Genomic DNA, 26,344 nt, shown 5'->3' on the forward strand with positions numbered 1-26,344 from the left:
AGGTCTGGCGGAACAAGGACGGGGCAGCGCAGGCTGCCCCGTGTCGTTTCGCCCCGGCTATCGACAAGGCATCGGGCGATTTTCGCCCAATGGTCATCCGTGTGCGCGATCCGGCTGAACCGCCATGGCCGGCACTACTCTATCCTTATGCAGGGCTTCTCACTCTCGCATGTGAAGGGTTAATCAGGATGACGACTTACAACTGGGAACTGATCGAACGTCTGCTCCATGAAGTGCAGAACAGTGCCGGCCACAGCTTCGCCCCACGGGCCTACGCCGAGGAACACGCCACGGCCCAGGCCGCGCTGGGCCAGGCGACGGGCAATCTCGATGACCTGAAGGCGCAAGCGGCCGACTACGAGCGGCTGCTGTTCAGGTACGGCTATATCGAGAGTCGGCCCGAGGAGGAGGGCGGCAATGGCGAGAACTTTATCCTCACGCCACGCGGCTCCAGCCTGTTGAGCCTGCTCGACAGCAGCATTCCCGGCAATGATCACCCTTTGCAGGTACTCGACGAGCAGGCCGATGCGCTGGATCCCGGCACCTTCGATCAGTTGGCCGCCAGGGCGCAAATTGCCTGATTACCCGGGCGTTAATTGGCCTGGGCCGTTTTCAGGCACTTGAGCTCTGCGAAGTCCCGGCGCATGTCGTCAATCTTCTTGAGCAGTCGTGCCTGCTGGTCGGCGCTGCTCTCGGCGATCAGCGCCACCAACAGGCTACGGGTGGCCTGCTCCGTGCGCTCGTGAGCCTGACGGTATTCGGCGGTCCACAGACTGTCCTGGTCTTGCAGCAACTGTTCGATCCGTTGCGGGAAGTCCGCGCGCTGGCGCTGTTCGACGGCTTCACTCAATTGCGTCTGCCAGTTCATTCGGTTGGCCACCCATAGGCGGTTCTGTTCCCCGAGGCTGGTGGACCAGGCCGTGATGCGTTGTTGCTGGCCCAGGCTCAATGGCCCCAGCCAGCCCTTGAGACGTTTGCTCATGCGCTCGGCGCGATCACGGATCTGTTCGTCGAGGGGGGGCACCAGGTATTTGGCCCGATGCTCACGCTGATCCTTGGCAAAGGCCTGGCTCATCTCGGCCACTTGCCGATCGCTCAGGCCCCGCAGCAGCTCGACCGCCGAGGGCGTGACGACGCGCACCACCTGGGCAATGGCATGGCGCGCCTCGGCGGTGCGCGCCTGTACGCTGGCATCGGTGACCTGGCGGGTTTCGACCATCTGCCGGACACGACCGAGCCAGTCCAGGTAGTCCGGTAATTGCGTGGTGCAATGCCAGTGCAGGTGCTCCTTGAGACGTTCGCGGAACCAGTCCTTCTGTCCGCGGTTCATGTCCACGTAGTCGCCGAGGGTCCAGGGGATGATCACATCGAGGTTGCGGTACGCCAGGCCTACCCGCGAGCAGGCGCCGAGTGCCAGGCTCAGGAGCAGCAGCCAGAAGAGAGTGGTCAGCCGGTGCGACATGGATGAATCCTGCTGAGGACATTTCTCCATGGAACGCTTATGCGGGCAGTGGTTCAACCGCGTAATGGTTACCAGCGATGACGACAGGCGGATGCCGGCGCCACGGTGGCGCGCGCGGATGGATCGGTGCATTGGCTACGGCGGGGAGGGGTTTCGCTTCAGCCCTGCGCCTTGGGGTTCAAAGCGCAGAGTGGCTTGGGTGTTGCGCGGGGGAATTACTTCTTGCCGAGGGTGATTTGTTTCGAGGGGCCGAAAGTCTGGCCGCTGACGCCTTTGGCAATTTGCTGGATCTCGCCGCCGGATTTCAGGAAAGCTGCAATTTGCTCGTTGATCGAATCGCTGGTTTCAACGGCTGGAGCGGGCTTTGCTTTGCTGTTGGATGCTTTTACGCGCATGGCGGCCATTAACCTGTGTAGATATTAACTGGATCGATCATTCTACCTGAAAGGCTTGACAATTGCTTGATAAATATCCGGCGCAAAGGGAGTGGGGTATTCGCAAAGGTTTCGTGGGCGGCTTGTTATTATTGGCTAAGCTACTGTTTTGACTCGCAACCAGGCCGCGATACTTGCCGTGCAAGGGGCGGATTTCACCCGCGGGCACGGCCGATGGCCTGACGAACGGCCATGCTTTTCTCGGCAAGTCCTTGAAAATCAAGCCTTGCAGAGGGCTTTCCAGCGCCTGGCAAGCGCTGTGAAACAGCGCGCTGAAACTCGGGTAGAATGCCAGCCACGCAATGAGGGTATTGGAAATGGCTTTAGTCGGGCGTTATAACAGCTTGCAAGTGGTTAAACACACTAATTTCGGATTGTATCTGGACGGTGGCGCGGACGGCGAGATTCTTCTGCCCAACCGTTATATCCCCAAGGATATTCCCAGTGAAGATGAAGACTGGCTGAATGTTTTCATTTATCTGGACAGTGCTGACAAGTTGATTGCCACCACGGAAAAACCCAAAGTTCAGGTGGGTGAATTCGCCAGTCTCAAAGTCAAGGAAGTTAACAGTATTGGTGTTTTCCTCGACTGGGGATTGCCCAAGGATCTGTTGTTGCCGTATTCCGAAGAGAAGCGCCAGTTGAGCGCCGGCGATTATTGCGTGGTGCATGTCTACCTCGACAAGCATACCCGCCGCATCACCGCCACGGCCCGCCTGGATCGCTACCTGGACAAGACCCCGGCGAGCTACACCCTCGGCCAGGAAGTCGACCTGCTGGTGGCCGAAGCGACCGACATGGGCTTCAAGGCGATCATCAACAACAAGCATTGGGGCTTGATTCACAAGAACGAAGTGTTCAAGTTCCTGCGCGCCGGCAAAGAGGAAAAAGGCTTTATCAAGGAGATTCGCGCCGACGGCAAGATCAGCCTGAGCCTGCAACCCGTGGGCGAGGAGGCCTCCGGCAGCCTGAACAGCAAGATCCTCGCCAAGTTGCGTGAAAACAACGGTGTGCTGGCGGTCAGCGACAAGAGTGATCCGAGCGTGATCAGTGGTTTGTTCGGGGTCAGCAAGGGCAACTTCAAGAAGGCGATCGGTGCGCTCTACAAGCAAGGGCAGATTGTGATTCATGCCGATCGCATCGAGTTGAGCTGAGTCTTGGTTGTCTCGGCTGACGCTATCGCCGGCGAGCCGGCTCCCACAATATCGCGTTTCAATGTGAGATAAGGCCAAGCCCGGCCCTGTGGGCGCCGGCTTGCCGGCGATGGACAGCGCCGTTGTCCTGTCTGCCGCAACCCGGAGTTGCGGCCCTGCGACGATCAGCGTTGCAGCTGGGCCGCCCTCGGTGCCGAGGCCATTCCTGGCCGCAACAACACCATCCCCGCCAGCACCAGGCCACTGCCCGCCACGATCAAGGCCGCCTGCAGGCCACCGCTGAAGTGGCTGCTCAAGGCCGCGAGCAGCGGCCCGCAGAGTTGCCCGATGGCGAAGCAGGCGGTCAGCAGCCCGGCATTGCGGTGGGTGGCGTGAGGCGCCAGTTCCCGCGAACGCTGCATGACCAGTTGCATGCAGGCCAGGAACGGCGTGCCGCAGAGAAGCACCCCCAGCACCAGCCCCAGGCCGCTCGACAACAGGCAGGCGAAGACCCCGGCGGCCTGTAGCCAGAGGGTTGCCATCAACCAGCGCCGGGTGCTGTCGGGTTTGGCGCGACGCAGGCTCACCAGCACCACGCCAAGGGCCGCGACCAGGCCGAAGCTGGGCCAGAACAGATCGGCCTGCCATTGACCGTGGAAGCGGGCATTGGCCATCTGCGAGAGAAAGGTCGCCGGAATGATGTAGCCCAAGCCATACAGAGCATAGATCAGGCCGAGGTGACCGATGGGCTGCTGAACGCTGTCCGTGGCCACCGGAGCGGCTGTGGCGGCGGCCACGGGCGTGGCACTCGGCAGCGGCAGGAACGGCAGGAGCAGCAGCAACATCAGCAGGCCGACACCGGCGTACACCAGCCACAGGGTCGACGAGTTCTGCCCCAGCAGGTTCGAGCCCAGCGCCAGCAGGCCGGTGAGCATGATGCCCAGGCCGGGGCCGGCAAACACCCAGGCGCCCAGGCGTGGACGGCCGGCGGCGTGGGCCAGCGGCTGGCTCAGGCTGGTGATCATGACCACCACCCAGGCACTCGCCACCCCGGTGCCGAAGCGCAGCAGCCAGTGCGACCAGAACCCGTGGGCCCAGTACGAGGCCAGGGTCAGCAACACGCATAACCACAGACCGGCGAGCAGGCGCCGGCGAACATGGTGCGCGCGCCGGGCGAACATGGCATCCAGCGCGCCCAGCAGGTAACCCAGGTAATTGGCGGCGGCGATCAGGCCGCCGGCAGTCAGGTCGATCTGGCCTTCGCTGATCAGATGCGGCAGTTGCGGGGTCAGGGCGAAGCGGCCGACGCCCATGGCCATCATCAGGGCGATGAAGCAGGCGCTCAGGCGAATCAGAGGTGACATAGGGGCATTTCCTGGCAGGGGACTATGACCGTTAGGCTAGGATTGATTGACTTTCTTTAAAAATGAATAATAGTGAGTAACTTGTTCACTTTTGGAAAGGATCATGGAGTTCAGCCAATTGCGGATCTTCCAGGCCGTGGCCGAGGAGGGCTCCATCACCCGCGCCGCCGAGCGCCTGCACCGGGTGCCGTCGAACCTGTCCACGCGAATCAAGCAGCTTGAGGAGCAGCTGGGCGTCGAACTGTTCCTGCGTGAGCGCCAGCGCTTGCAATTGTCTCCGGCCGGCAAGGTCCTGCTCGATTACTCGAACCGGCTGTTCGCGCTGCATGACGAGGCCCAGGCCGCCACGCGCGGCGGGCAACCGGCGGGAGACTTCGTGCTGGGCACCATGTACAGCACCGCGGCGATTTACCTGCCGCCGATGCTGGCGCGTTACCACCGCACTTATCCCGAAGTGAACCTGCAGGTACAGTCCGCGCCGAGCGGGGAATTGCTCGAAGGGCTGGTCTCCGGGCGCCTGGATGCCGCCCTGGTGGATGGTCCACTGCAACTGGCCGGGCTCGACGGCATTGCGTTCTGCGATGAAACCCTGGTGCTGATCTGCCCGGCCGACCATCCTCCCGTGCGCAGTGCCCTGGAGGTACAGGGGCAACCGGTCTTCACCTTTCGCCGGGGCTGTGCCTACCGCCTGCGCCTGGAGGCCTGGTTCGGCCACTATCATGCGACCATGGGCCGGGCCATCGAGATCGAGTCCTATCCCGGGATGCTCGCCTGTGTCACCGCCGGCTCCGGTGTGGCGATGATGTCCGAGTCGATGCTGGCCAGCCTGCCCGGGCGTGAAAGCGTGTCGGTGCATCGGTTGGTCGAGCCTTTTGCCAGCACCACCACCTGGCTGATGTGGCGCAAAGGTATGGTCGGTGCCAATCTGGCGGCCTGGATCGAGCTGCAGAAGAGCGCCTTGCCCTCGCTGTCGAGTAACGCCGAACAGCTCCGTGCGTCGGCTTGAAGCGTTTTGCCATGATTTAAATCAAAGATCGTTGTGCAAGGGACAGCATTGCGTAGGACTTAGGGCTATGATCTGTGTGAAGCGGCTACAGAACTCCGTCGCTCGCATTACCCTGAAGGGGGCTATATGAAAGACAAACTGCAAACCTGGCTCCATGACCTCGGTGTTGCCCTTGGCCTGATCGAACCGCCGCTGCAGCCGGTGCCTATTCGTACCGACGATGATCGCCGTCGTCGCCAGCCGCGTCGCTGAGTACCTGCGGGCGGGATACAGCCTTCTGACTGGATAACGCGGTCGGTGTGGGTGCACCGTTGCTCGGATCGCCGCACCGCCGTGAAAGGGCCTCCAGATCGCCCATGGCTGCGCGGGCAACCCGGTCCCGTGGTGTTTGCGCCGCTCAGTGCCGGGCGATTTTCTGCAGGAAACGACTCAAGTCGTTGACTGTGACCGCTGCCTTGAGCAGGCGGTCCTCCTCTTCGGTAAACGCCGTCAGATCAAACTCATCTTCAAGACGGAACATCAGGTCTTCGATGTCCTGTTTGTCCAATCCCAATGCCTGCAAGGTCTGGTCGTCGGCGAACGCTTGCGGGGCGTCCAGCCGCAGGCTGACGAATTCATGCACGCTCTCGCGAATAGTGGTTCTTTTCATGCTTGCGGTCTCCCCTGCGGCCTTGCCGACTGGGGCGGCGGGAGAGCGCCGAGCAGGCTGAATCCGACGGATTCGCCGGGCCGGGTTTTCTCATGGATAAACCGACCGAGATCACCCGGGGTGGTGATGCCTATCAGGGCGCGGTCCAGATCCAGCCGCACGTTGAACAGGCATTCAAGGTGCTGGAACAACTCAACGAGATCGAGGGAGTAGGCGTTGTCAGCGGCCTGGGAGGGATTCTGCGGCCATTTCAACGACAACCGCTCTTCGATGGGATGACAGATTTGCTGATGAATCTCGAGCCTGTTCATAAACAAACGCCTCGGGGAAAGTTTTCTTATTGTTTGACCCTTTCCTGGGGCCGGGTGATAGCTGTCAGGTATGACGCTAGCGATCCTTGTACTTTCTTGTTAACCAAGAAGGCAGTCGCTATAGGCCAGTACAGCACAAGTTCCGCGAGGGATTTGACCGTTTATCCCCCTGGGCGGGAGCAGGGCCGCTCAGTGCGGGAGAACAGGCAAAAAAACGGGAGCGACAACCGACGTCGCTCCCGCTGAAGTAACTGCACTATCAGATGGCGCTGGCGGCTACGCTGGCCGGGCGTGGAGACAGCAGGCTGACCATGACGAAGCTGATCAGGCCGATGGCCAGGCTGTAGTAGATCGGGGTGTTGGCATCCAGGCCGTCCTTGAGCATGAACGCCAGGGCGGTGACGAAGCCCAGGGTCATGCTGGTAATGGCGCCGCTGGTGGTCGCGCGTTTCCAGAAGATCGCACCGATCAGTGGAATCAGCATGCCACCCACCAGCAGGTTGTAGGCCAGGGTCAGGGCGCTGATCACGTCGCTGACCACCAGGGCGATACCCAGCACGACGATCCCGGTCAGGCAGGTGAACAGCCGGTTGATCCCCAGGCTCGACTGCTTGCCGCCACGCAGTTTCGGCAGCAGGTCTTCGGTCAGCACGGTGGAGGCGGCCAGCAGGCCGGCGCTGGCGGTGGACATCATGGCTGCCAGGGCTGCGGCGATCACCAGGCCACGGATGCCATCGGGTAGCGACTGCTTGACGATGGCGGCAAAGGCGTTGTTGACATTGGCCAGGTCCGGAATCAGCACATGGGCGGCCATGCCGATCAGGGCGCAGGCCAGGCCGTAGGCGATGCAGTAGACCCCGGCGACGCTGCCGGCATATTTCGCGACTTTCTCATCCTTGGCGGTGAACACCCGTTGCCAGATGTCCTGGCCGATCAGGATGCCGAAGAAGTAGATCAGGAAGTAGGTGATGATGGTGTCCCAGCCGATGGTGGTAAAGCTGAAGCTGCTTGCTGGCAGCTTGCTCACCAATTGCTCCCAGCCGCCGACGCGGTAGAGGCAGATCGGCAACAGGATGAACATCAGGCCCACGGTCTTGATCACGAACTGGACGATGTCGGTCAGGGTCAGCGACCACATGCCGCCGATGGTCGAGTAGACCACCACCACGCCGCCGCCCAGCAACACCGAGAGCCAGAACGGCAGGTTGAACAGTACTTGCAGTACGGTACCGATGGCGAGGATCGAGGTCACGCCGATCATCAGCGCGTAGGCCAGCATGATCACCGCACTGGCCTGGCGGGCCATGGGGTTGTAGCGTTTTTCCAGGACCTGGGTCACGGTGAAGATTTTCAGCTTCAGCAGCGGTTTGGCGAGGAACAGGTTCAGCGCGATGATGCCCAAGCCCAGGGCGGCGCAGAGCCAGAACCCGGAAATCCCGTGGACATAGCCCAGGCGCACGGTACCGACGGTGGACGCGCCGCCGAGTACCGTGGCGGCCATGGTGCCCATGTACAGCGTCGGGCCCAGGTTGCGCCCGGCCACCAGGTAGTCTTCGTGGGTCTTGGCCTTGCGCATGCCGTAGTAACCGAGCACGAGCATGCCGGCGGCATAAATGAGTACAACCAATAAATCCAAAGCCATGAAGGCGTGTCTCCGATTATCTTTTTTATGGTGAAGCAAAGTTCAAGGCACATTTTGTGGCGAGGGGGCTTGCCCCCGTTGGGGCGCGAAGCGGCCCTGAAGTCAGCAAGTGCGCTGCATCAGGCCGATTGCAGTATCCGGTTTGCGACTGCTTCGCAGCCGAACGGGGCGATGCGGCATTCCGACAAGCCCCCTCGCCACAGGTGTATCAGGCCGCCTGGCGCACCCCAGGCTTCAAGGTTTTACCCTCCTGGCTGCGCGCATCCAGCGGTCCATAAACCTCTGCCGTTTCCGGGAACAGGCTGAGCAGCGCCAGGTACAGCAGCGACGCCAGCCCGAGGGTGATCGGCAGACTGATGTCGATGCCGTCGGCCAGGTTGCCCAGCGGGCCGACGAACTGTCCCGGCAGGTTGACGAAGCACAGGCCCACCAGTGCGCTGGGGATCCAGGCGCCCAGGCCGCGCCAGTTCCAGCCGTGGCTGAACCAGTAGCGCCCGCCGGTTTCGCCGCGGGTGAAAACTTGCAGGTCATCCGGGCAGTAGTAGCCGCGACGTACCAGCAAACCGATGATCATGATCACCATCCATGGGGTGGTGCAGGTAATGATCAGCACGGCGAAGGTCGACACGCTCTGCACCAGGTTCGCCGCGAAGCGTCCGATGAAGATGAAGGCAATCGACAACACGCCGATCAGCAAGGTCGCCTTGACCCGCGACAGCAGTCGTGGGAACACGCTGGACATGTCCAGCCCGGTGCCATACAGCGAGGTGGTGCCGGTGGACATGCCGCCGATCACCGCGATCAGGCACACCGGCAGGAAGAACCAGGTCGGCGAGACGGCCAGCAGGCCACCGACGTAGTTGTTCGCGGTGATGTAGTCCGGTGCCTTGATCGCGACGATGGTCGCGGTGGCAAGGCCGAACAGGAACGGAATCAGGGTGGCGAGTTGCGCCGCGATCACCGCCAGCATGATCCGCGCTTTCGAGGTTTCACGGGGGATATAGCGCGACCAGTCACCGAGGAACGCGCCGAAGGAAATCGGGTTGCTCATGGCCACCAGCGCGGCGCCGATAAAGGCCGCCCAGAAACCGGCCTGACCCATCGCCACGGTACCGGCGAAGTGACTGTCGAAGGCCGGCGCAAAGGCGAAGATCCCCAGCAGGAACAACAGGCTCGCGGCCCATACGGCGATGCGGTTGACCCACAGCATGAAACGGAAGCCGTAGATGCACACCGTCAGCACCAGGATCGCGAACAGGCCGTAGGCCAGGCCCAGGGTCAGGTCGGTTTCCGGCATGCCGACCAGGCGCTTGGCACCGCCGATCAGCGCATCCCCCGAGCTCCACACCGAGAGCGAGAAGAACGCGATGGCGGTGAGCAACGACAGGAACGAGCCGACGATCCGTCCGTGCACGCCGAAGTGCGCGCCTGAGGACACCGCGTTGTTGGTGCCGTTGATCGGCCCGAACAGCCCCATGGGCGCGAGGATCAGCGCGCCGAGCAGCACGCCCAGGACGATCGCCCAGACGCCGGCCTGGAAGGACAGGCCGAAGAGCACCGGGAAACTGCCGAGCACGGCGGTGGCAAAGGTATTCGCGCCGCCGAAGATCAGGCGAAACAGGTCGCTGGGTCGAGCATCGCGTTCGTGGTCGGGGATCTGTTCGACCCCATTGGTTTCGATGTTGCTAAGGCTTTTTTCATTGTTGTTTTTATTCATGATCACTCCGATCATTGCGGTGTCCTCATCTTCTGTGAGGGCTACCAGCGTTGGCTAAGAGGAGGGCAGTCCTTGGGGTGTCGCTGATAAGTGCTCGTGGCAGGCCAGCCATGGGCCTTGTTCTTGTTGTCGGCGAAACACAATGGTTTCGCGCTCCTGGCTAAAGAGAAGCTCGCCTTGCATGCGCAGCTCGGTGGCGACGTCATGAATGAATATCGCCACGTCGCCCCGCAGGCTGACAACAGCGTTGCTTGAGGTGCACGCAAGCACTTCGAAACCATCCTCGGCACGCCAGCTGTCCCACAACGCCTGGTAGGCATCGCGTGACAACAGGGGCTGTTCGAGGGTGTAGAAGACGAAGCTGGCATCTTCGCTGAAGGCCGCGAAGTAGGCCTCGCGATCATTGGTGGCGAAGGCGGCCACCAGCTCGGCGGCGGCCTTGAGTACCTGGTCATGCTCGTTCATGGCGACTCCTCAGCGGTGGGCCACGCCGGGCAGCACGCAGAGCATCTCGTACAGCAGGTTGGCGCCGAGCAGCGAGGTGTTGCCGGTGGTGTCGTAGGGGGGCGAGACTTCCACCAGGTCGCAGCCGATCAGGTCGAGGCCCTGGCAACCGCGGACGATCTCGATCGCCTGGATGGTGGTCAGGCCGCCGATTTCCGGGGTGCCAGTACCGGGGGCCCAGGCCGGGTCGATGCCGTCGATGTCAAAGCTCAGGTAGACCGGGCCGCCGCCGACTTTTTCGCGGACTTCGGCCATCAGCGGGGCGAGGGATTTGTGCCAGCACTCTTCGGCCTGGACCACGCGGAAGCCCTGTTTGCGGCTCCAGTTGAAGTCTTCGGCGGTGTAGCCCTGGGCGCGCAGGCCGATCTGTACCACCCGGTCGCAGTCCAGCAGGCCTTCTTCGACAGCACGGCGGAAGGTGGTGCCGTGGGCGATCTTCTCGCCGAACATGTGATCGTTGACATCGGCGTGGGCGTCGATGTGCACCAGGCCGACCTTGCCGTGCTTCTTATGGATGGCACGCAGGATCGGCAGGGTGATGGTGTGGTCGCCGCCCAGGGTCAGCGGGATGACCTGGTGTTCGAGGATGGCGTCGTAGGCTTCTTCGATGATGCGCACGGCATCCAGCAGGTTGAAGGTGTTGATCGCCACATCACCGATGTCGGCGACCGACAGCGAGTCGAAGGGCGCGGCACCGGTGGCCATGTTGTACGGGCGGATCATCACCGATTCGGCGCGGATTTCCCGCGGGCCGAAACGGGTCCCGGCGCGCAGCGAGGTGCCGATGTCCAGCGGGATCCCGATGAACGCGGCATCGAGGCCGGCGGCCGATTGCAGGTGCGGGAGGCGCATCATGGTGGCGATACCGCCGAAGCGCGGCATTTCGTTACCGCCCAGTGGTTGGTGAAGAATCTTGTCCACGGGTAAGCCTCATCATTTATTTTGGTTATCAGGGGGCGATTCTGCGAAAGGCACCGACCGGGAAGAATCGCTGACGGCAAATAGTTAGTTCAGATTTTTCTAAACTAATGGCCGAGGTGGCGGTAGACTTTTGCCGGTCGCCACGCGACCTATCGCGAGCAAGCTCGCGCCTACAGTGGTTGGCGCTGATTTTTGTAGGAGCAGCCGGTCGACGTTCGATTGCTCGCGATGAGGTCCCAACTGACGCCCCACAGCCGGAGTGCCCATGGCCAACGCTTTACCCGACCTGAAACTATTGCGCATCTTCGTCAGCGTGGTCCGGCACCAGGGCTTTGCCAATGCCCAGCAGGAGCTCAATCTCTCTACGTCGGCCATCAGCACCTACATGAGCCAGCTGGAAGCGTCCCTGGGCCTGGTGCTATGTCATCGCGGGCGTGGTGGTTTCAGCCTGACCAGCAAGGGCGAGCTGTTCCACCAGGAAACCCTGCGCCTGCTGGGCGAACTCGAAGGTTTCGAGCAATACGCCGCAGCCCTCAAGGGCGAATTGCGCGGCACCTTGAACCTCGGTGTGATCGATTCCACGGTCAGCGAGCCGGCATTGCCGCTGGCCGAGGCCATCGGCGCCTACAGCCAGGAGCACCCGGCGGTGCACCTGCACCTGTCGGTGATGAGTCCCTACGAACTGCAACTTGGTGTACAGGACAATCGCCTGGACCTGGCCATCGGGGCTTTCTCCACGCGCATGAGCGGGCTGGTCTATCAGCCGCTGTACCGCGAGCAGCACTGGTTGTACTGCAGCAACCGGCATCCGCTGTACAACGAACGGCGCATTCCGGAACAAGTGATTACCCAGCAACGCATGGTCGGGCGCGGTTACTGGAGCCAGGCCGAGCTGGCGCGCCATGGCTTCAAGCACAGCGCGGCGACCGTGGAAAGTATGGAGGCGCAACTGATCCTGGTGCTGTCCGGCGCCTATATCGGCTACCTGCCGGAGCACTATGCCCAGCCCTGGGCGGACAAGGGCGACCTGCGGGTGCTGCTGCCGGCGACCTTCGGCTACCAGGCGCCGTTTTCCATGATCCTGCGCCGGGGCCGCAGCCGCGAACCCTTGATCCAGACCTTCCGCGACCTGCTCAAAGCGCAGCTCAACCAGTCCTGATCGGTAGTCATTTCATGTCCAGATCCCGCTGTGAACGCTGCCTGCGTCCCGAAAGCCACTGCCTGTGCGCACTGATCCCGCAGTTGGGCAGCCGCACCCGGGTGTTGCTGTTGCAGCACCCCAGTGAGGTCAATCATGCCTTGAACACCGCCCGGTTGGCGGCGCTGGGCTTGACCCATGCCGAGTTGCGGGTGGGGGAGGTTTTCGAGGATCTGCCACAACTGCTGCAACAGCCCGGTTACCAGGCGAAATTGCTCTTCCCGGCGGAAGATGCGCAACCCCTGCAGGCTTATGCGGATGCCCCGGACGATTCGCCGCTGTTACTGGTGGTACCCGATGGCACCTGGCGCAAGGCGCGCAAGATGCTCTACCTCAATCCATTGCTGGCGGCATTGCCACGGGTGACGCTGGCGGAGGGGGCGGTTTCGCGCTACCGATTGCGCAAGGCGCCGGAGCCGGGCGCGTTGTCGACGATCGAGGCGATTGTCCAGGCGCTGGAAACCCTTGAAGCACCGGAGTCCTTCGCGGCGTTGCTGCGGCCGTTCGAAGCGCTGATCGAGGGGCAGATCCGGGCGATGGGCGACGAGACTTTCCTGCGTAACCACGGACAAGGCCACCCGACAATTCAGGATACTTAAATCTGGAAGGCACTAGATAGCTTGTGGGAGCGGAGCTTGCCCGCGAAGCTTTTGGCGGCCTTTAGGTAGGGCCCCTTCGCGGATAAATCCTGCACCCACTCCACTCAGCCGACTCAGTGATGACGTGGCTTGAGGATCGCCGGTTTTTCGTCCGGGGCGTTGCACAGCAGGTACAGCGCGGTCAGGGCTTCCGGGATCTGCACGATCATGTCGTCCATCAGGTTGGCATCGGCGGCGATATCGGCGAACTCGGGTTGTTCGTCGAACAGGCCGGAACCGACCATGATTGGCAGGAGCATCTCGCTGACTTCGTCCTCGGCGGTTTCGAACCAGGCCTCTTCGCGCAGGAACACACCTTCCATGAAGCCGATGCACCAGCCGCGCAGCTCGGAGTCGTCCGGGTCGTCGCCCAGGTCCAGGTCGCACGGCAGCTCGAATTCTTCATCGGACGCCAGTTGGCGGGCGATATGGGCCTTGAGCTGGATCAGCGTGGCTTCGATCTCTTCGCGCTGGGCGGCGTCGCTGTAGTGCGGCTCCTCGGCGAACAGGGCGTCGATCCATTCACGCTCGGGGACGATTTCGGCACAGATCGACAACGCGGTCAGGTAGCCGTGGGCGGCCACATAGTCCAGCGCTTCTTCGTGCAGCTCGTCGGCGTCGAGGAAGGCTTGCAGGCGGGTGAGTTGCTCAGCGAAGGACATTGAAGGCTACCTTGGGAATAAACGATAGGCAATTCTAGGCGTTCTTGCGCCCCCAGGCCAGCAAGCACTGAATTCCCTTAACCGACCGGCATCGCCCATTGCCGTCGGACGCTCGGGTATACTGCCGCGTTTTGTGATGCGCTGCTGACCCTATGGCGGTTGAGGAAATGCCTACTTACGGATTTTTTCGTGAAATTGGCCAATCTTCGACCACCCTTCAAGGGCTGCATGGGAACTCGCCGAGCGGCGATCAGGCAAGGCAAAAACGGGCGAGGAAGCGGAGTTCGGTTTACTGAATGAGCATCCGAGCCTGTTTTCAACGCAGCATGATCGTCGCTCAGGCAGTTTCCGCAGGGCGTTTCGGTGATTTTTGGAGTGGTTATGCTCGAACAGGCTCAACGCGTCCTCAAGGACATCTTCGGTTACGACAGCTTCCGTGGTCGCCAGGGTGCCATTATTGAGCGCGTGGCCAATGGCGGCGATGCTCTGGTGCTGATGCCGACCGGCGGCGGCAAGTCCCTGTGCTTCCAGGTTCCGGCGCTGCTGCGCGAGGGCCTGACGGTGGTGGTCTCGCCGCTGATCGCGCTGATGGACGATCAGGTGGCGACCCTCGAGGAACTGGGGGTTGCCGCCGCCGCGCTGAACTCGACCCTGAGCGCCGAGCAGCAACGCGAGCTGGCCGCGCGGATTCGTCGCGGCGAGGTCAAGATGCTCTACCTGGCCCCCGAGCGCCTGGTGCAGCCGCGCATGCTGTCGTTCCTGCAGAACCTTGAGATCGCCCTGTTCGCCATCGACGAGGCCCACTGCGTGTCGCAATGGGGTCACGATTTCCGTCCCGAGTACTTGCAACTCGGTCAGTTGGCCGAGCTGTTCCCGCATGTACCGCGCATCGCCCTGACCGCAACCGCCGACAAGCGGACCCGCGAAGAAATCGTCAATCGCCTGCACTTGCAGAATGCCGAGCGCTTCCTCTCGAGTTTCGACCGGCCGAACATCTTCTATCGCATCGTGCCCAAGGAGCAGCCGCGCAAGCAGTTGCTGGCGTTCCTTTCGCAACGGCGCAGCGACGCCGGGATTGTCTATTGCCTCTCGCGCAAGAAGGTCGATGAAGTCGCCGCGATGCTTTGCGAGCAGGGCTATCCGGCGTTGCCTTACCACGCCGGGCTGGCCAGCGATGTGCGCGCCGCCAACCAGAAGCGTTTCCTCAACGAGGAAGGCCTGATCATGGTCGCGACCATCGCCTTCGGCATGGGCATCGACAAGTCCAACGTGCGTTTCGTCGCCCACCTCGACCTGCCCAAGTCCCTGGAGGCCTACTACCAGGAAACCGGACGGGCTGGCCGTGACGGCCTGCCGGCGGATGCCTGGATGGCCTATGGCTTGCAGGACGTGGTGATGCTCAAGCAGATGCTGCAGAACTCCGAGGGCGATGAGCGGCACAAGCGCCTGGAGCACCACAAGCTCGACGCCATGCTGGCCCTGTGCGAAGAAACCCGCTGCCGGCGCCAGACCCTGCTGGCCTATTTCGATGAAGACATGCCGCAACCCTGCGGACATTGCGACAACTGCGTCGATGGCGTGCAGACCTGGGACGCCACCGAACCGGCGCGCCAGGCGCTGTCGGCAATCTTCCGCACCGGCCAGCGTTATGGCGTCGGGCACCTGGTGGATGTGCTGCTGGGCAAGGAAAACGACAAGGTGCGCAGTTTCGGTCATCAGCACCTGACCGTGTTCGGCGTCGGCAAGGCGCTGGCCGAAGGCGAATGGCGCACCCTGTTCCGCCAACTGGTGGCCCGCGGGCTGGCCGATATCGACCTGGAGGGCTACGGCGGCCTGCGCCTGAGCGATAGCTGCCGGCCCCTGCTCAAGGGCGAAGTGAGCCTGGAGCTGCGCCGCGATCTCAAGCCGCAGACCACGGCCAAAAGCGTTTCCGCCAGCCCCGCCAGCCAACTGGTGCGTGGCGAGGAGCGCGAACAGTGGGAAGCCCTGCGCGCCCTGCGCCGCAAGCTGGCGCAGGAACATGGCGTGCCGCCGTATGTCATTTTTCCCGACTCCACCTTGCTGGAAATGCTCCGCAGCCAACCGACTTCCCTGGCGGAAATGGCCAAGGTCAGCGGTATCGGCGCACGCAAGCTGGAGCGTTACGGCGAGGCGTTTCTCGAAGTGCTGGGTGGGGAGGCCGAGACCCCGAAGACGGTGGCCGATATCCGTCACGAATTGATCAGCCTGGCCCGGGCCGGCATGACACCGTTGCAGATTGCCGGACAGTTGCAGTGTTCGGAAAAGAATGTCTATACCTTGCTGGCCGAAGCCATCGGTCGCCAGCAACTGTCGCTGGAGCAGGCTCTGGACCTGCCAGAGGACCTGCTGGGGGAAATCCAGGACGCTTTCCTCGACGGTGAAGGCGAATTGCCGGCGGTGACCGCCATTGCCGAGTTGTTTGCCGGCCGTGTGCCGGAGGGCGTTCTGTACTGCGTGCGAGCCGCCCTGCAGGCGGAATTTGAAATGTGAGGTCGGATTGTCCCGGGTCATTGTTTCATTCACGACAAGTAACGTTTCAGCGCTGGGCAAGGCTTGCCTCCGGGCAAGGGCTATGCTTAGCTGACTAATAATTAGTTTTGTCTATTTTAAGTCTGACCCTGAGTGTTTTATGCCGTTGACCGATGAACACCGTTTTGGCATGCAGTTGGCGCACATGTCCCGAGGCTGGCGCGCGGAGCTGGATCGCCGCCTGGCCGGCCTGGGCTTGTCCCAGGCGCGCTGGCTGGTCTTGCTGCACCTGGCACGTTTTACCGAGGCCCCGACCCAGCGTGAGCTGGCCCAGAGTGTCGGCGTTGAAGGGCCGACCCTGGCGCGTCTGCTCGACAGCCTGGAAACCCAGGGGCTGGTCCAGCGCCAGGCGGTGCTGGAAGATCGGCGAGCGAAGAAAATCGTCCTGAGTGACTCGGCACGGCCCCTGATCGAACAGATCGAGACCATCGCCACGGCCTTGCGTCATGAGCTGTTCGTCGGTGTCGACGATGAAGAGCTGCGGATCTGCATGCGGGTCCATAGCCGGATTCTGGCCAATCTGGAAAAATCCTGAGGCATTCCCGGGCTACCGGGCTTGGAGAATCCTCAACGAGCCTGGAGAACCCTCGACGAGTGTGGAAAGCTTTCAACGAATTTGGATAGTCTTCACTCGGCAGACTATAAGAGTTACAGGTTCTGTGTATTGTGTCGGTGTCCGGCCCGCGCGCGGGCCGTCACGCCAGCTAAGGGATGCTCATGCTCGAGAGTTTGCAGTCCGCGTTGCGGTGCTCCATTGGAAAATCCACCTTGAACCGGGCTCGCCTGTTGGCCGTGCTGGCCGGCGGGTTGTTGTATTCGGCGCTGGCACCGGCGATGGGGCTGGGGGATATCACCCTGCATTCGGCGCTCAACCAGCCGCTGAATGCGGAAATCGCCTTGATCGAACCGGGCGACCTGGCCGAAGGCGAACTCTCGGTGAGCCTGGCGACCCCGGAGGAATTCTCCCGGGCGGGCGTCGAGCGGGTGTTCTTCCTCAATAACCTGCGCTTTACCCCAGTGTTGCGGGGCAACAGCAGTGTTATCCAGGTACAGACCAGCAAACCGGTCAGCGAACCTTTCCTGAATTTCCTGGTGCAGGTCAACCGACCCAATGGGCGCTTGCTGCGCGAATACACCGTGCTGCTCGATCCGCCGGGTAACTTGCCGGCGGGCTATAGCCTGCCGGCCCGCAGCGCCGCCCTGGAGCAACCGGCTACGCTGGCGAATATTCCGCCGCCGCCGGCCGTGCAGGGCAAGCACTACACCGTGGTCAAGGGCGATCATCTCTGGAGTATCGCCAAACGACTGCATGAAGCCGGCAGCCAGGCTTCGGTCAATGAACTGTCCCAGGGCATCCGCGCGCTCAATCCGGGAAGCGACCGTTTGCGGGTTGGCCAGAGCCTGTTGCTGCCGGACGTTGCAGTGGTTGCGCCGGCGGCGTCTGCGCTGGCTCCTGGCGCCGCCACTGGCACTCCCGCCGCGGTCGCGCAGAACCCGGCCGCGCTGGCGGCCGAGACGCTGCAAAACGCCGAGGAGCTGGCCAAGTCCGCGCTGGAGAACCAGCAGTTGCAGAAGACCGTCGAGGATCTGCAGGGCAGGTTGAAGGCGCAGGACGAACTGATTGCAGGTAGCCAGAAACAGGCGCTTGAACTGCAGACGCAACTTGCCCAGCTCAAGGCCAAGGCCGCCGCGCCGGCGCCGGCCGTGGTGAGCGCGCCGGTCGTGCCGCCGACAGCCGCTGCGCAAACCGCCGATGGCCCGAACTGGCTGCTATGGGCGGCGGTGTTGTTGCTGATCGCGCTGTTGGCCGTGGCCTTTATCCTGCGGCGCAACCGCCGGCAGGCTGAACAGGCGCCCGAGGTCGTGCCGCCGGTGGCTCCGGCTCCGGATCCGATGGTCAGTCGTGTGGTAGCGCCGGCCCAGCCGACCAAGGCGGCGCCACCCGCGTCGACGCGGATCGAGCCGGTGGTGCCGGCAGCGGCGGCTTCACGTCAGTCCAGCGAAGTTTCTGACGCCCTTGAGGGCGTAAGCATCTACATCGCTTATGGCCGCTTCAGCGAGGCGGCGGGTATTCTGCGCGAGGCCATGCTCAAGGAGCCCGAACGCACCGACTTGCACCTGCGCTTGCTCGAGGTGCTGGCCCAGCAGGGCGACAGTACGGCGTACGCCACGGAGGAGCGCAATCTGCTGCAGGCCGGGTTCAGCGAATCGACCCTGCAGGCGTTGCGCGCCAAGTATCCGAAGCTGCAAACCGTTACCGCCACGCCACCAGCCCCGGCTCCAATCGCTGCGTCCCCGGCAGCGGTCCTGGCGGCAGTCGGCGCCGTGGCCGCGCCGGTATTGGCGGCAGACTGGAGCAAACCGGCGGAGCCTGCGGCTGCAAGCGCAGCTGTGGCGGAGAAACCGCTGGAGGACGAATTCCAGCTCAACCTCGATGACTTGTCCATGGACGCCGACTGGGATCTGGTCAGCCCGTTCGACAATACTCCGCAGCCGCGCAGCAAGAGCGCCGACGAGGCGGTTTTGCCTGTCGAACTGGAGCCTGAACCCGAGCCGATGTTCAGCAAGAGCTTCAATGAACTGCCGGAAGTGTTCGAGATGCCCGACGAGCAGTTCCTCAGCGATTTTTCCGAGCTTGAGTCCGAGCCGCAGCCTGCGCCCGTGCGCGAAGTGGAGTTGAGTTTGCCGGAGGATGGTGACTCACTGGACGACGCGTTTCTCGACGGTTTCATGAGCGACCCCGAACCCCTGGACATCGAACCGCTGGAAGTGGATTTCGACAGCCTGGAGCGCGAGCACGCCTCGGCCAGTAAGCTGGAGCAGGCGCAAACCTGCATCAATGTCGGCGACCTGGACCATGCCAGCCAACTGCTCCATGAGTTGCTCCGGGAAGGGGATGAGCCGTTGAAGCAAACGGTGCGCACCTTGCTCGCCAGTATTCGCTGATGCCAGGGGCCGGCGATGACGCTGTAACATACAGCCATAGCGACGACCTATCCCCCAGGAGCCCGGCGCAATCATGACCGCACGTAAACCGCAGATCGTCATCACCTACTGCACCCAGTGCCAATGGCTGCTGCGCGCCGCCTGGCTGGCCCAGGAACTGCTCAGCACCTTCGCCGACGATCTCGGCCAGGTGGCCCTGGAGCCGGGGACCGGCGGGGTGTTCCGGATCACTTGCGACGAAGTGCAGATCTGGGAGCGCAAGGAGGACGGTGGCTTTCCCGAAGCCAAGGTGCTCAAGCAGCGGGTACGGGACCGGATCGACCCCGAGCGCGACCTCGGGCACAGCGACCGGCCCCGTTAGGCGCGCGGTTACGACGGGCTCAGCTTCGACTTGATGAGCCCGACGATGACCATCAGCACCCCACCGCCGACGCCGCCGCTGGCAATGCTGCTGAGGATCGAGGTCAGGTCCAGTGCGCCACTGCCGCCGCCGAGGCTGCCGCCGCTGACCAGATCGAGTAGTTGTCCGCCGAGGCCGCCGCCGAGTATCCCGAGGATGGAATTGATGATCGGGCCCAGGTTGTATTTCTCCAGTACCGACCCGGCCACGTTCCCGCCCACGGCGCCGCTGATGGCTTGAATCAAAAGACTGACGATGTCCATGGATGAAACCCTCCAACATGTTGATGGGGAGGGCCGCTCGAATCGAGTCGATTCAGGGGGAATCACTGCCGCTGTCGTCGAGAAACCCTGATCTCCGGGAACGACAGCAAACTGTTGCGGATGTCACCAGTATAGGCGTATTGGCTTTTCGTCAATGTACCGACGCGGCTTGCCGGCTTTCCCGGGGGGCGGCCGCCGCACCCAGGCGGCTGGACACGACGATGGCGAGAATGATCAGCGCGCCGCCGGTCAACATGCGCAGCGTCGGGTTTTCGCCGAACAGCAGCCAGGCGGCGGTGATCCCGTACACCGGCTCCAGGGCGAAGACCACCGCGGCGGTGCGGGCCTTGATCACCGCGAGGCTGGCGACGAACAGGCTGTGGGCCAGGCCGGTGCAGAACACCCCCAGCAGGCTGATCCACAACCAGTCCAGCGCCGGCACTTGCGCAAGACCGGGGGCGGCCCAGGGCAACAGGCAGGCGGCGACCACCAGGTTCTGGCACAACGCCGCCTGCACCGCGGGAATCCGCCCGGAGCCGGCCCGGTTGGCCAGCGACAGCAGTGAGAACAGCAAGCCGGACAGCACCGCCCAGAGCAGGCCGCCGGTGGCCTGGCTGGCGAGGTCGAAGTCGGGGGTGACCAGTACCAGGCCGATACTGACCAGCAGCACCAGCAAGATTTCATTGAAGCGGATGCGTTCGCGAAAGATCAGCCCCTCAAGGATCACGGTAAAGGCTGGAAAACTGGCGAAACCCAGGGTCGCCACCGCCACGCCGGCTACTTTTACCGCGATGAAGAAGCTGACCCAGTGCCCGGCCAGCAGCAGGCCGCTGAGCAGCAGGCGGCGCCAGTCCCGCGCCTGCAGCGGTTGCCAGCGCTGGCTGCGGGCCAGGCGGGCGAACAGGCTGAGGGCGAGCACGGCAAAGAGGGCCCGGCCGAAGACGATGATCGCCGGTGCGGCGCTCGCGAGTTTGCCGAACACACCGGTCAGGCCAAACATCAACGCGCCGATATGCAGGGCGCCCAGGGCGGTACGGGGAGTCATGGCGGTCCTTGAAAACAGTGACGGGCAGGGCTGCAGTCTAGAGGGCGGCCGCTGTGCCTGTCTGTCGCGTGCCTGCTGTCGTTTGTCTCAGGACTCGCGTCGCAGCGCGCCGGGTGTACGGCCGAACTCACGGAGCACGGCGGCGGCAAAGGCGCTTTGCGACTGGTAGCCGACGCGGCTGGCGATCTCGCCGATCGGCAGTGCCGATTCGCGCAGCAGTCCCAGGGCGATCTGCAGGCGGCGGCTGCGCACATAGTCCATCGGCGTCTGCCCGCATTCGGCGACAAAGCGCGCATGCAGGCGGGCGCTGGACAGGTCGGCGATGCGCGCCAGGTCGGTCACCTGCAGCGGGTGGGCCAGATGGCGATCGATATGTGCGTTGAGGGCGGCCAGCGGCAGGCGCTTGCCGCCGAGCGCGCGGGGGGCGGGGCTGTTCAGGCTGGCGAGCAGCAGCACCGCGCCCTGTTGGGCGATCAGCGGGTCCTGTACCGGGCTGGTTGCCAGCCACTGCACCAGTTGGCTCTGGGCGGCGTCGAGGGTTCGCGGCCCGGCGGTATCGAGCAGGCGCCGGCTGGCTTCGGCATGGTCGCCAAGGGTGTTCAGCAACCAGCGTTCGTCCGGCACATCCAGCACCAGGCAGCGGCTGCCGTTGGGGCTGGCGCAGACGTGATGGGCATCGCAGGGAATCACCGCGACGCTTTGCTGCAGCACCTGGCTGCCGCGGCCCTCGATCTCGAAGTCGAGCCGGCCGGACAGGCCGAACACCAGCTGCGCATGGGCATGACTGTGGTCTATCTGGTCGGGGCTGTAGTGGCGCAGGGTCAGGATCGGTCCCATTGCGGTCTCCTTGGCATCGCCGCAGTTTACACCGCTTTGCCGTCCGGACGATTGTCACAGGACTGCCATGTAGCTGTCATGGACTATTAACTGCCCCGGTTCAAGCTCAGGAAAAATCCGGAGAATGCCCATGACCCGTGCGGAGCTCGCCAAACCCAGCCGTAAGCAGCGTGTGCGAACCCTGTGGATTTCCGACGTGCACCTGGGGACCCGGGACTGCCAGGCCGAACACCTGTCGCAGTTCCTCAAGAGCTATCAGGCCGATCGTATCTACCTGGTGGGGGATATCATCGACGGCTGGAAGATGCGTGGCGGCATGTACTGGCCGCAAGCGCATACCAACGTGATCCGCCGGCTGCTGACCATGAGCAAGCGCGGTACCGAGGTGATCTATGTCACCGGCAACCACGATGAATTCCTGCGCCGTTACTCCAAGCTGATCCTGGGCAATATCCAGCTGGTCGACGAAGCGGTGCACAGCACCGCCGACGGGCGCAAGCTGCTGGTGATCCATGGCGACCAGTTCGACGTGATCACCCGTTATCACCGCTGGCTGGCGTTCCTCGGCGATTCGGCCTACGAGTTCACCCTGACCCTCAATCGCTGGCTGAACCATTGGCGGGCCCGCTATGGTTATGGCTACTGGTCGTTGTCGGCCTACCTCAAGCACAAGGTCAAGACCGCGGTCAGTTTTATCAGCGACTTCGAGGAAGCCATCGCCCACGAATGCGTGAAGCGTGGGCTCGACGGGGTGGTGTGCGGGCATATCCACCACGCCGAGATCCGCAAGGTCGGCGAGGTGGAATACCTCAACTGCGGTGACTGGGTCGAGTCTTGCACCGCCCTGATCGAACACTGGGACGGCACCATCGAGCTGTATCGCCTGGCGGATGCCCAGGCGAAAGAAGCGCAGCTCAAGTTGCAACTGGAGAAAGTTACCGAGCCGGGTTAGCCCGCATCAGGCCGTCTGGTTGTGCTCCATCGCGGCCTTGTAGATCGACTGCCGGGGTTGGGCGAACACTCGCTCCATCATCGGTTCGAAAAAGCTCAGGGGCAGGCTCTCGTAGTCCGGGTCGAAGGCCGCCGCGTCGTATTTGGCGCAGAATTCGATGGTCGCCAGGTATTGCGGGTGCTCGCGAAATTGCTCGCGCAGATGACGATCCATGCCCAGGTAGTGGAAGAAGTAGTAGCCCTGGAAAATCCCGTGCTTTTCCACCATCCACAGGTTTTCGGCGCTGACGAAGGGCTTGAGGATCGCCGCGGCGATGTCCGGGTGGTTGTAGGAGCCTAGGGTGTCGCCGATATCGTGGAGCAGCGCGCAGACTACGTACTCCTCATCCCGGCCGTCGCGCCAGGCCCGGCTGGCGGTTTGCAGCGAGTGGCTCAGGCGATCCACCGGGAAACCGCCGAAGTCGCCTTCCAGCAGTTTCAGGTGAGTCAGGATCCGCGCCGGTAGTTGCCGGGCGTAGGCACCGAAGTCGGCGGCAATCACCGCCCAATCTTCCTGGGTGCCGTCCTGCATATGGGTAAAGCGGGCTTGTCCGGTCATCGGCTGTCCTCTTGTGGTTTTTATCGCTGCCGGTTCCAGTCTAGGGCTTGCCCGCGTCCCGGCAGTGGCTGCGCGGGCCTAAAACGGTACCTTGCCGAGTATCATGTCGCGAAACATGACGAAATCGCCGAGCAGACTGTAGAAGGGGTGCTCAAAGGTCGCCGGACGATTCCTCTCGAAGAAGAAATGTCCGATCCAGGCAAAGCCATAACCGGCGACAGGCACCGCCAGCAGGAACCCTGCCGAGGCGCGACCGATGGCCATGGCCAGAAAAAAGATCACCAGGCTGGTGCCGACGAAGTGCAACCGTCGGCAGGTACTGTTGCCATGTTCGCTCAGGTAGTAGGCGTAGAACTCTGCGAAGCTATTGAATTTTCTGACGTTTTCCACGGGTTGCTCTCCGCGCTGGCGAGCTCGCCCACGGAGGGGTCCACGGCGAGCTTATTTGAGTCTAGAGTGATTGACAGCGGCTACCAGTGACAATAGGCGCCACTTTAGTATCCTTAGGCCATTAGTCGTCCTATGACGACTTATCATGCAAGAAAAGGCCATGAGCGAGAGAACGACTTCTGCAAGTTGGGCGATGGGGATTGTCAAGGCGCTGGAGATGGATGGCCTGGATTGCCGTGTCCTGTTCAGGCAGCTGGGGCTCGATTACGCGGCCCTCGACGATCCCGACGCGCGCTTTCCGCAGGATTCGATCACGCGACTGTGGCAGCGTGCGGTGGAGCTTTCCGGCAATCCGGCGATCGGCTTGAACATGGGCCGAGTGGTGCGCCCGGCGTCCTTTCATGTCGCCGGCTATGCGCTGATGTCCAGCCAGACCCTGGCCGAGGGCTTCAGGCGCCTGGTGCGTTATCAGCGGATCATCGCGGAAAGCGCTGACCTGAGCTTTCGTCTTTTGCCTGAAGGCTATGCACTGATCCTGACGGTGCACGGTGACCACCTGCCACCCACCCGCCAGAGCGCCGAGGCCTCCCTGGCTTGCGCCCTGGCACTCTGCGGTTGGCTGAGCGGACGTACCTTGCAGCCGCGCAAGGTCCTGGTGCAAGGTGCGGAGCCAGAGGATATCGGCCCTTACAAGGAGGTGTTCCATGCGCCGCTGGTGTTCAACGCGCCCTACGACGCCCTGATCTTCGAGCAGGCCGACATGGACGCGCCGCTACCGACCGCCAACGAGGCCATGGCCTTGCTCCATGACCGGTTTGCCGGCGAATACCTGGCGCGCTTCTCCGAAAGCCGGGTGACCCATAAAGCGCGCCAGGTCTTGTGTCGCCTGCTGCCCCAGGGCGAGCCCAAGCGCGAAGTGGTGGCGCAGACCCTGCACCTGTCCCAGCGCACCCTGCAGCGGCGTTTGCAGGAAGAGGGCACCAGTTTCCAGACGCTGCTCGACGACACCCGCCGCGAGCTGGCCGAACAGTACCTGGCGCAGCCGCGCATGACCTTGCTGGAAATCGCCTATCTGTTGGGGTTCGCCGACCCGAGCAATTTTTTCCGCGCCTTCCGCCGCTGGTTCGAGGTCACGCCCGGTGAGTACCGGGCACGCTTGTTGGGGGCGGTGGCCTTGGTCAATGACGCCAGAATGCGGGAATACACAGAACGAACACTGTGATGATTTCCAGCCGGCCGAGCAGCATGCCCAGGGAAAGAATCCATTTGGCGGCGTCCGGCAGGGTGGAGAAGTTTCCCGCTGGCCCGATGACCTCGCCCAGGCCCGGCCCGACCCCGGAGACGGTACTGGCGGCGCCGGTAAGGGCGGTCATCCAGTCCAGGCCGAGCAGCGACAGGGCCAGGGCAATGGCGCAAATGGTGATGGCGAAAAAGAACGAGAAGGTCAGGATCGAGCGCACGATCTCCTCGTCGAGACGGTGACCGTTGTATTTCTGCTTGATCACTGCCCGCGGGTGGATCAACTGGTTGAGGTTGGCCTTGAGCAGGATATAGGCTACCTGGAAACGAAACACCTTGATCCCGCCGGCCGTCGACCCTGAGCAGCCGCCGACGAAGCCCAGGTAGAAAAACAGCATCAGCGAGAAGTTGCCCCACAGGCTGTAGTCGCCCAGGGCGAAGCCGGTGGTGGTCACCACTGAGGTCACATTCAGCGCCACGTGGCGCAGGGCGTCCAGCCAGTGCAGGTCGGTGGTCCACCAGTACCAACTGCCGAGCACCAGCCAGGTCACCAGCAGCAAACCGAGCAACCCCTGCACCTGCTGGTCCTTGATCAGCGCCTTGCGATGGCCGCGCAGGGTCGCCACGTAGAGGGTGAACGGCAGGCTGCCGAGAATCATCACCAGCACCGCCACCCAGTGCACCGCCGGTTGGTTCCACTTGGCCAGGGACTGGTCCGAGGTGGAGAAGCCGCCGGTGGAAATCGCCGACATGGCGTGGTTGATCGCATCGAACAGGCTCATGCCGGCCGACCAGAACGCCAGGCTGCCGAGGATGGTAATGCCGAGGTAGGCGGTGACGATCAGGCGCGCCACCATGTGTGAGCGCGGCATGACCTTTTGCGAACGGTCCGAGGATTCGGTCTGGAACAGGCGCATGCCACCGATGCGCAGCAGCGGCAGGATCGCCATCGCCATGCCGATAAAGCCGATTCCGCCCAGCCAGTGCAGCAGCGAGCGCCAGATCAGGATGCCCGGGGACATGTTGTCCAGGCCGCTGAGCACGGTCGAACCGGTGGCGGTGATGCCCGACATGCTTTCGAAAAAGGCGTCGGTGTAGCTGGTGTGCAGGGTCAGCACGAACGGCAGGGCGGCGAAAATACACACCACCACCCAGCTTGAGACGGTGAGCAGGTACATGTCGCGGGGGCGCAGGTGCACTTGTTCCGGGCGACCGCGGATCACCAATGCCAGGCCGGCGAGGAAGGTAATGGTGCTGGCCCAGAGAAAGGCCGGCAGGTCGCCGGTGCGTTCGAAGACCACCAGCACCAGCATGGGAATGACCATGCTGACGGCCAGGGTAATCAGGAAGATGCCGATGATGAAAGCGATGATGCGCAGGGTCGGCAGCGCCATGAAATAAGCTCGGGAAAAGGGCAGGGCGCCATTCTACCCGCGACCCCGGTCATGTAAACCGGCACGGCCGGATGAGATCTGGCTAGAATA

At 62.9% G+C, this 26,344-nt stretch carries 28 protein-coding genes; 12 read left to right on the plus strand and 16 right to left on the minus strand.

The annotated features are described in order from the left end of the window. The first annotated feature begins 188 nt into the window (after positions 1 to 188). Positions 189 to 581 (plus strand): transcriptional regulator, encoded by a 393-nt coding sequence (locus M5B96_RS29645; RefSeq protein ID WP_248800481.1) that lies wholly within the window; start codon positions 189 to 191, stop codon positions 579 to 581. An 11-nt stretch (positions 582 to 592) separates the two neighbouring features. Here the strand turns inward: M5B96_RS29645 and M5B96_RS29650 are convergent, their stop codons facing one another. Together M5B96_RS29650 and M5B96_RS29655 are read right to left on the minus strand one after the other, a co-directional pair. After that, positions 593 to 1,462, minus strand: coding sequence for a DUF6279 family lipoprotein (locus tag M5B96_RS29650; RefSeq protein ID WP_248800482.1), 870 nt, complete (start codon positions 1,460 to 1,462; stop codon positions 593 to 595). Positions 1,463 to 1,677: 215 nt separating this feature from the next. Then, a complete protein-coding gene (locus tag M5B96_RS29655) occupies positions 1,678 to 1,866 on the minus strand; it encodes a hypothetical protein (protein WP_176987101.1) in 189 nt (62 codons plus the stop codon). A 347-nt stretch (positions 1,867 to 2,213) separates the two neighbouring features. Between M5B96_RS29655 and M5B96_RS29660 the strand changes: the two genes are divergently transcribed. Beyond that, the gene (locus M5B96_RS29660; protein WP_248800483.1) at positions 2,214 to 3,050 is read left to right on the plus strand and encodes a S1 RNA-binding domain-containing protein; all 837 of its coding nucleotides are present in this window, start codon (positions 2,214 to 2,216) and stop codon (positions 3,048 to 3,050) included. A gap of 164 nt (positions 3,051 to 3,214) precedes the next feature. On the opposite strand, the gene M5B96_RS29665 is transcribed toward M5B96_RS29660, so the two are convergent. After that, positions 3,215 to 4,393 (minus strand): YbfB/YjiJ family MFS transporter, encoded by a 1,179-nt coding sequence (locus tag M5B96_RS29665; protein ID WP_248800484.1) that lies wholly within the window; start codon positions 4,391 to 4,393, stop codon positions 3,215 to 3,217. A gap of 103 nt (positions 4,394 to 4,496) precedes the next feature. On the opposite strand from M5B96_RS29665, the gene ptrR reads away from it, so the two are divergent. Continuing rightward, on the plus strand, positions 4,497 to 5,399 hold the full coding sequence (ptrR, locus tag M5B96_RS29670; RefSeq protein ID WP_248800485.1) for a putrescine utilization regulator PtrR: 903 nt from the start codon (positions 4,497 to 4,499) through the stop codon (positions 5,397 to 5,399). 126 nt (positions 5,400 to 5,525) lie between these two features. Continuing rightward, positions 5,526 to 5,651 (plus strand): PA1414 family protein, encoded by a 126-nt coding sequence (locus M5B96_RS32575; protein WP_017903325.1) that lies wholly within the window; start codon positions 5,526 to 5,528, stop codon positions 5,649 to 5,651. Positions 5,652 to 5,796: 145 nt separating this feature from the next. Here M5B96_RS32575 and M5B96_RS29675 read toward each other — a convergent pair whose 3' ends face one another. From M5B96_RS29675 to speB, 6 genes are all read right to left on the minus strand, one after another. After that, the gene (locus M5B96_RS29675; RefSeq protein WP_248800487.1) at positions 5,797 to 6,048 is read right to left on the minus strand and encodes an acyl carrier protein; all 252 of its coding nucleotides are present in this window, start codon (positions 6,046 to 6,048) and stop codon (positions 5,797 to 5,799) included. Next, positions 6,045 to 6,359, minus strand: a complete 315-nt coding sequence (locus tag M5B96_RS29680) for an acyl carrier protein (protein WP_248800488.1) — start codon at positions 6,357 to 6,359, stop codon at positions 6,045 to 6,047. Before M5B96_RS29680 ends, M5B96_RS29675 begins: the two co-directional genes overlap by 4 nt. Positions 6,360 to 6,618: 259 nt before the next feature. Beyond that, positions 6,619 to 8,001 carry a sodium:solute symporter gene (locus tag M5B96_RS29685; RefSeq protein WP_248800489.1) on the minus strand — a complete coding sequence of 461 codons (1,383 nt, stop codon included), beginning with the start codon at positions 7,999 to 8,001 and terminating at the stop codon, positions 6,619 to 6,621. A gap of 208 nt (positions 8,002 to 8,209) precedes the next feature. Then, positions 8,210 to 9,718, minus strand: coding sequence for a purine-cytosine permease family protein (locus M5B96_RS29690; RefSeq protein WP_248800490.1), 1,509 nt, complete (start codon positions 9,716 to 9,718; stop codon positions 8,210 to 8,212). A 54-nt stretch (positions 9,719 to 9,772) separates the two neighbouring features. Continuing rightward, a complete protein-coding gene (locus M5B96_RS29695; RefSeq protein ID WP_248800491.1) occupies positions 9,773 to 10,183 on the minus strand; it encodes a YybH family protein in 411 nt (136 codons plus the stop codon). Between the two features lie 9 nt (positions 10,184 to 10,192). Continuing rightward, on the minus strand, positions 10,193 to 11,143 hold the full coding sequence (speB, locus tag M5B96_RS29700; RefSeq protein WP_248800492.1) for an agmatinase: 951 nt from the start codon (positions 11,141 to 11,143) through the stop codon (positions 10,193 to 10,195). 265 nt (positions 11,144 to 11,408) lie between these two features. Here speB and M5B96_RS29705 point away from each other — a divergent pair, with 265 nt between their 5' ends. Together M5B96_RS29705 and M5B96_RS29710 are read left to right on the plus strand one after the other, a co-directional pair. Then, positions 11,409 to 12,302 (plus strand): LysR family transcriptional regulator, encoded by an 894-nt coding sequence (locus M5B96_RS29705; protein ID WP_191488580.1) that lies wholly within the window; start codon positions 11,409 to 11,411, stop codon positions 12,300 to 12,302. A gap of 14 nt (positions 12,303 to 12,316) precedes the next feature. Further along, the gene (locus M5B96_RS29710; RefSeq protein ID WP_248800493.1) at positions 12,317 to 12,940 is read left to right on the plus strand and encodes a tRNA-uridine aminocarboxypropyltransferase; all 624 of its coding nucleotides are present in this window, start codon (positions 12,317 to 12,319) and stop codon (positions 12,938 to 12,940) included. Between the two features lie 113 nt (positions 12,941 to 13,053). Here M5B96_RS29710 and M5B96_RS29715 read toward each other — a convergent pair whose 3' ends face one another. Beyond that, positions 13,054 to 13,641 carry a YecA family protein gene (locus tag M5B96_RS29715; RefSeq protein WP_248800494.1) on the minus strand — a complete coding sequence of 196 codons (588 nt, stop codon included), beginning with the start codon at positions 13,639 to 13,641 and terminating at the stop codon, positions 13,054 to 13,056. A gap of 381 nt (positions 13,642 to 14,022) precedes the next feature. Between M5B96_RS29715 and recQ the strand changes: the two genes are divergently transcribed. The 4 genes from recQ to M5B96_RS29735 all read left to right on the plus strand — a co-directional run bounded on the left by recQ (position 14,023) and on the right by M5B96_RS29735 (position 19,498). After that, positions 14,023 to 16,152, plus strand: coding sequence for a DNA helicase RecQ (recQ, locus tag M5B96_RS29720; RefSeq protein ID WP_248800495.1), 2,130 nt, complete (start codon positions 14,023 to 14,025; stop codon positions 16,150 to 16,152). 139 nt (positions 16,153 to 16,291) lie between these two features. Continuing rightward, positions 16,292 to 16,726, plus strand: a complete 435-nt coding sequence (locus M5B96_RS29725; protein ID WP_248800496.1) for a MarR family transcriptional regulator — start codon at positions 16,292 to 16,294, stop codon at positions 16,724 to 16,726. A gap of 233 nt (positions 16,727 to 16,959) precedes the next feature. Continuing rightward, positions 16,960 to 19,137 carry a FimV/HubP family polar landmark protein gene (locus M5B96_RS29730; RefSeq protein ID WP_412548665.1) on the plus strand — a complete coding sequence of 726 codons (2,178 nt, stop codon included), beginning with the start codon at positions 16,960 to 16,962 and terminating at the stop codon, positions 19,135 to 19,137. A gap of 73 nt (positions 19,138 to 19,210) precedes the next feature. Further along, the gene (locus tag M5B96_RS29735) at positions 19,211 to 19,498 is read left to right on the plus strand and encodes a SelT/SelW/SelH family protein (RefSeq protein ID WP_248800499.1); all 288 of its coding nucleotides are present in this window, start codon (positions 19,211 to 19,213) and stop codon (positions 19,496 to 19,498) included. Positions 19,499 to 19,506: 8 nt separating this feature from the next. Here M5B96_RS29735 and M5B96_RS29740 read toward each other — a convergent pair whose 3' ends face one another. The 3 genes from M5B96_RS29740 to M5B96_RS29750 all read right to left on the minus strand — a co-directional run bounded on the left by M5B96_RS29740 (position 19,507) and on the right by M5B96_RS29750 (position 21,682). Next, entirely contained in the window at positions 19,507 to 19,800 is a 294-nt protein-coding gene (locus tag M5B96_RS29740; RefSeq protein ID WP_248800500.1) for a hypothetical protein, read from the minus strand. A 151-nt stretch (positions 19,801 to 19,951) separates the two neighbouring features. Then, entirely contained in the window at positions 19,952 to 20,845 is an 894-nt protein-coding gene (locus M5B96_RS29745; RefSeq protein WP_248800501.1) for a DMT family transporter, read from the minus strand. Positions 20,846 to 20,932: 87 nt separating this feature from the next. Continuing rightward, a complete protein-coding gene (locus M5B96_RS29750) occupies positions 20,933 to 21,682 on the minus strand; it encodes an AraC family transcriptional regulator (protein ID WP_248800502.1) in 750 nt (249 codons plus the stop codon). A 130-nt stretch (positions 21,683 to 21,812) separates the two neighbouring features. Here M5B96_RS29750 and M5B96_RS29755 point away from each other — a divergent pair, with 130 nt between their 5' ends. Continuing rightward, entirely contained in the window at positions 21,813 to 22,634 is an 822-nt protein-coding gene (locus M5B96_RS29755; RefSeq protein ID WP_248800503.1) for a UDP-2,3-diacylglucosamine diphosphatase, read from the plus strand. 6 nt (positions 22,635 to 22,640) lie between these two features. Here M5B96_RS29755 and M5B96_RS29760 read toward each other — a convergent pair whose 3' ends face one another. After that, positions 22,641 to 23,231, minus strand: a complete 591-nt coding sequence (locus M5B96_RS29760) for an HD domain-containing protein (RefSeq protein WP_248800504.1) — start codon at positions 23,229 to 23,231, stop codon at positions 22,641 to 22,643. Between the two features lie 78 nt (positions 23,232 to 23,309). Then, positions 23,310 to 23,621, minus strand: coding sequence for an Mpo1-like protein (locus M5B96_RS29765; protein ID WP_248800505.1), 312 nt, complete (start codon positions 23,619 to 23,621; stop codon positions 23,310 to 23,312). 160 nt (positions 23,622 to 23,781) lie between these two features. On the opposite strand from M5B96_RS29765, the gene M5B96_RS29770 reads away from it, so the two are divergent. Beyond that, positions 23,782 to 24,843, plus strand: coding sequence for an AraC family transcriptional regulator (locus M5B96_RS29770; protein WP_248800506.1), 1,062 nt, complete (start codon positions 23,782 to 23,784; stop codon positions 24,841 to 24,843). On the opposite strand, the gene M5B96_RS29775 is transcribed toward M5B96_RS29770, so the two are convergent. Continuing rightward, entirely contained in the window at positions 24,800 to 26,254 is a 1,455-nt protein-coding gene (locus M5B96_RS29775; protein WP_248800507.1) for a TrkH family potassium uptake protein, read from the minus strand. The two genes, M5B96_RS29770 and M5B96_RS29775, sit on opposite strands and share 44 nt — an antisense overlap. Positions 26,255 to 26,344 lie beyond the last annotated feature (90 nt).

This window comes from Pseudomonas sp. MWU13-2105 (genome assembly GCF_023242315.1).
In the GTDB taxonomy this organism is placed as follows: domain Bacteria; phylum Pseudomonadota; class Gammaproteobacteria; order Pseudomonadales; family Pseudomonadaceae; genus Aquipseudomonas.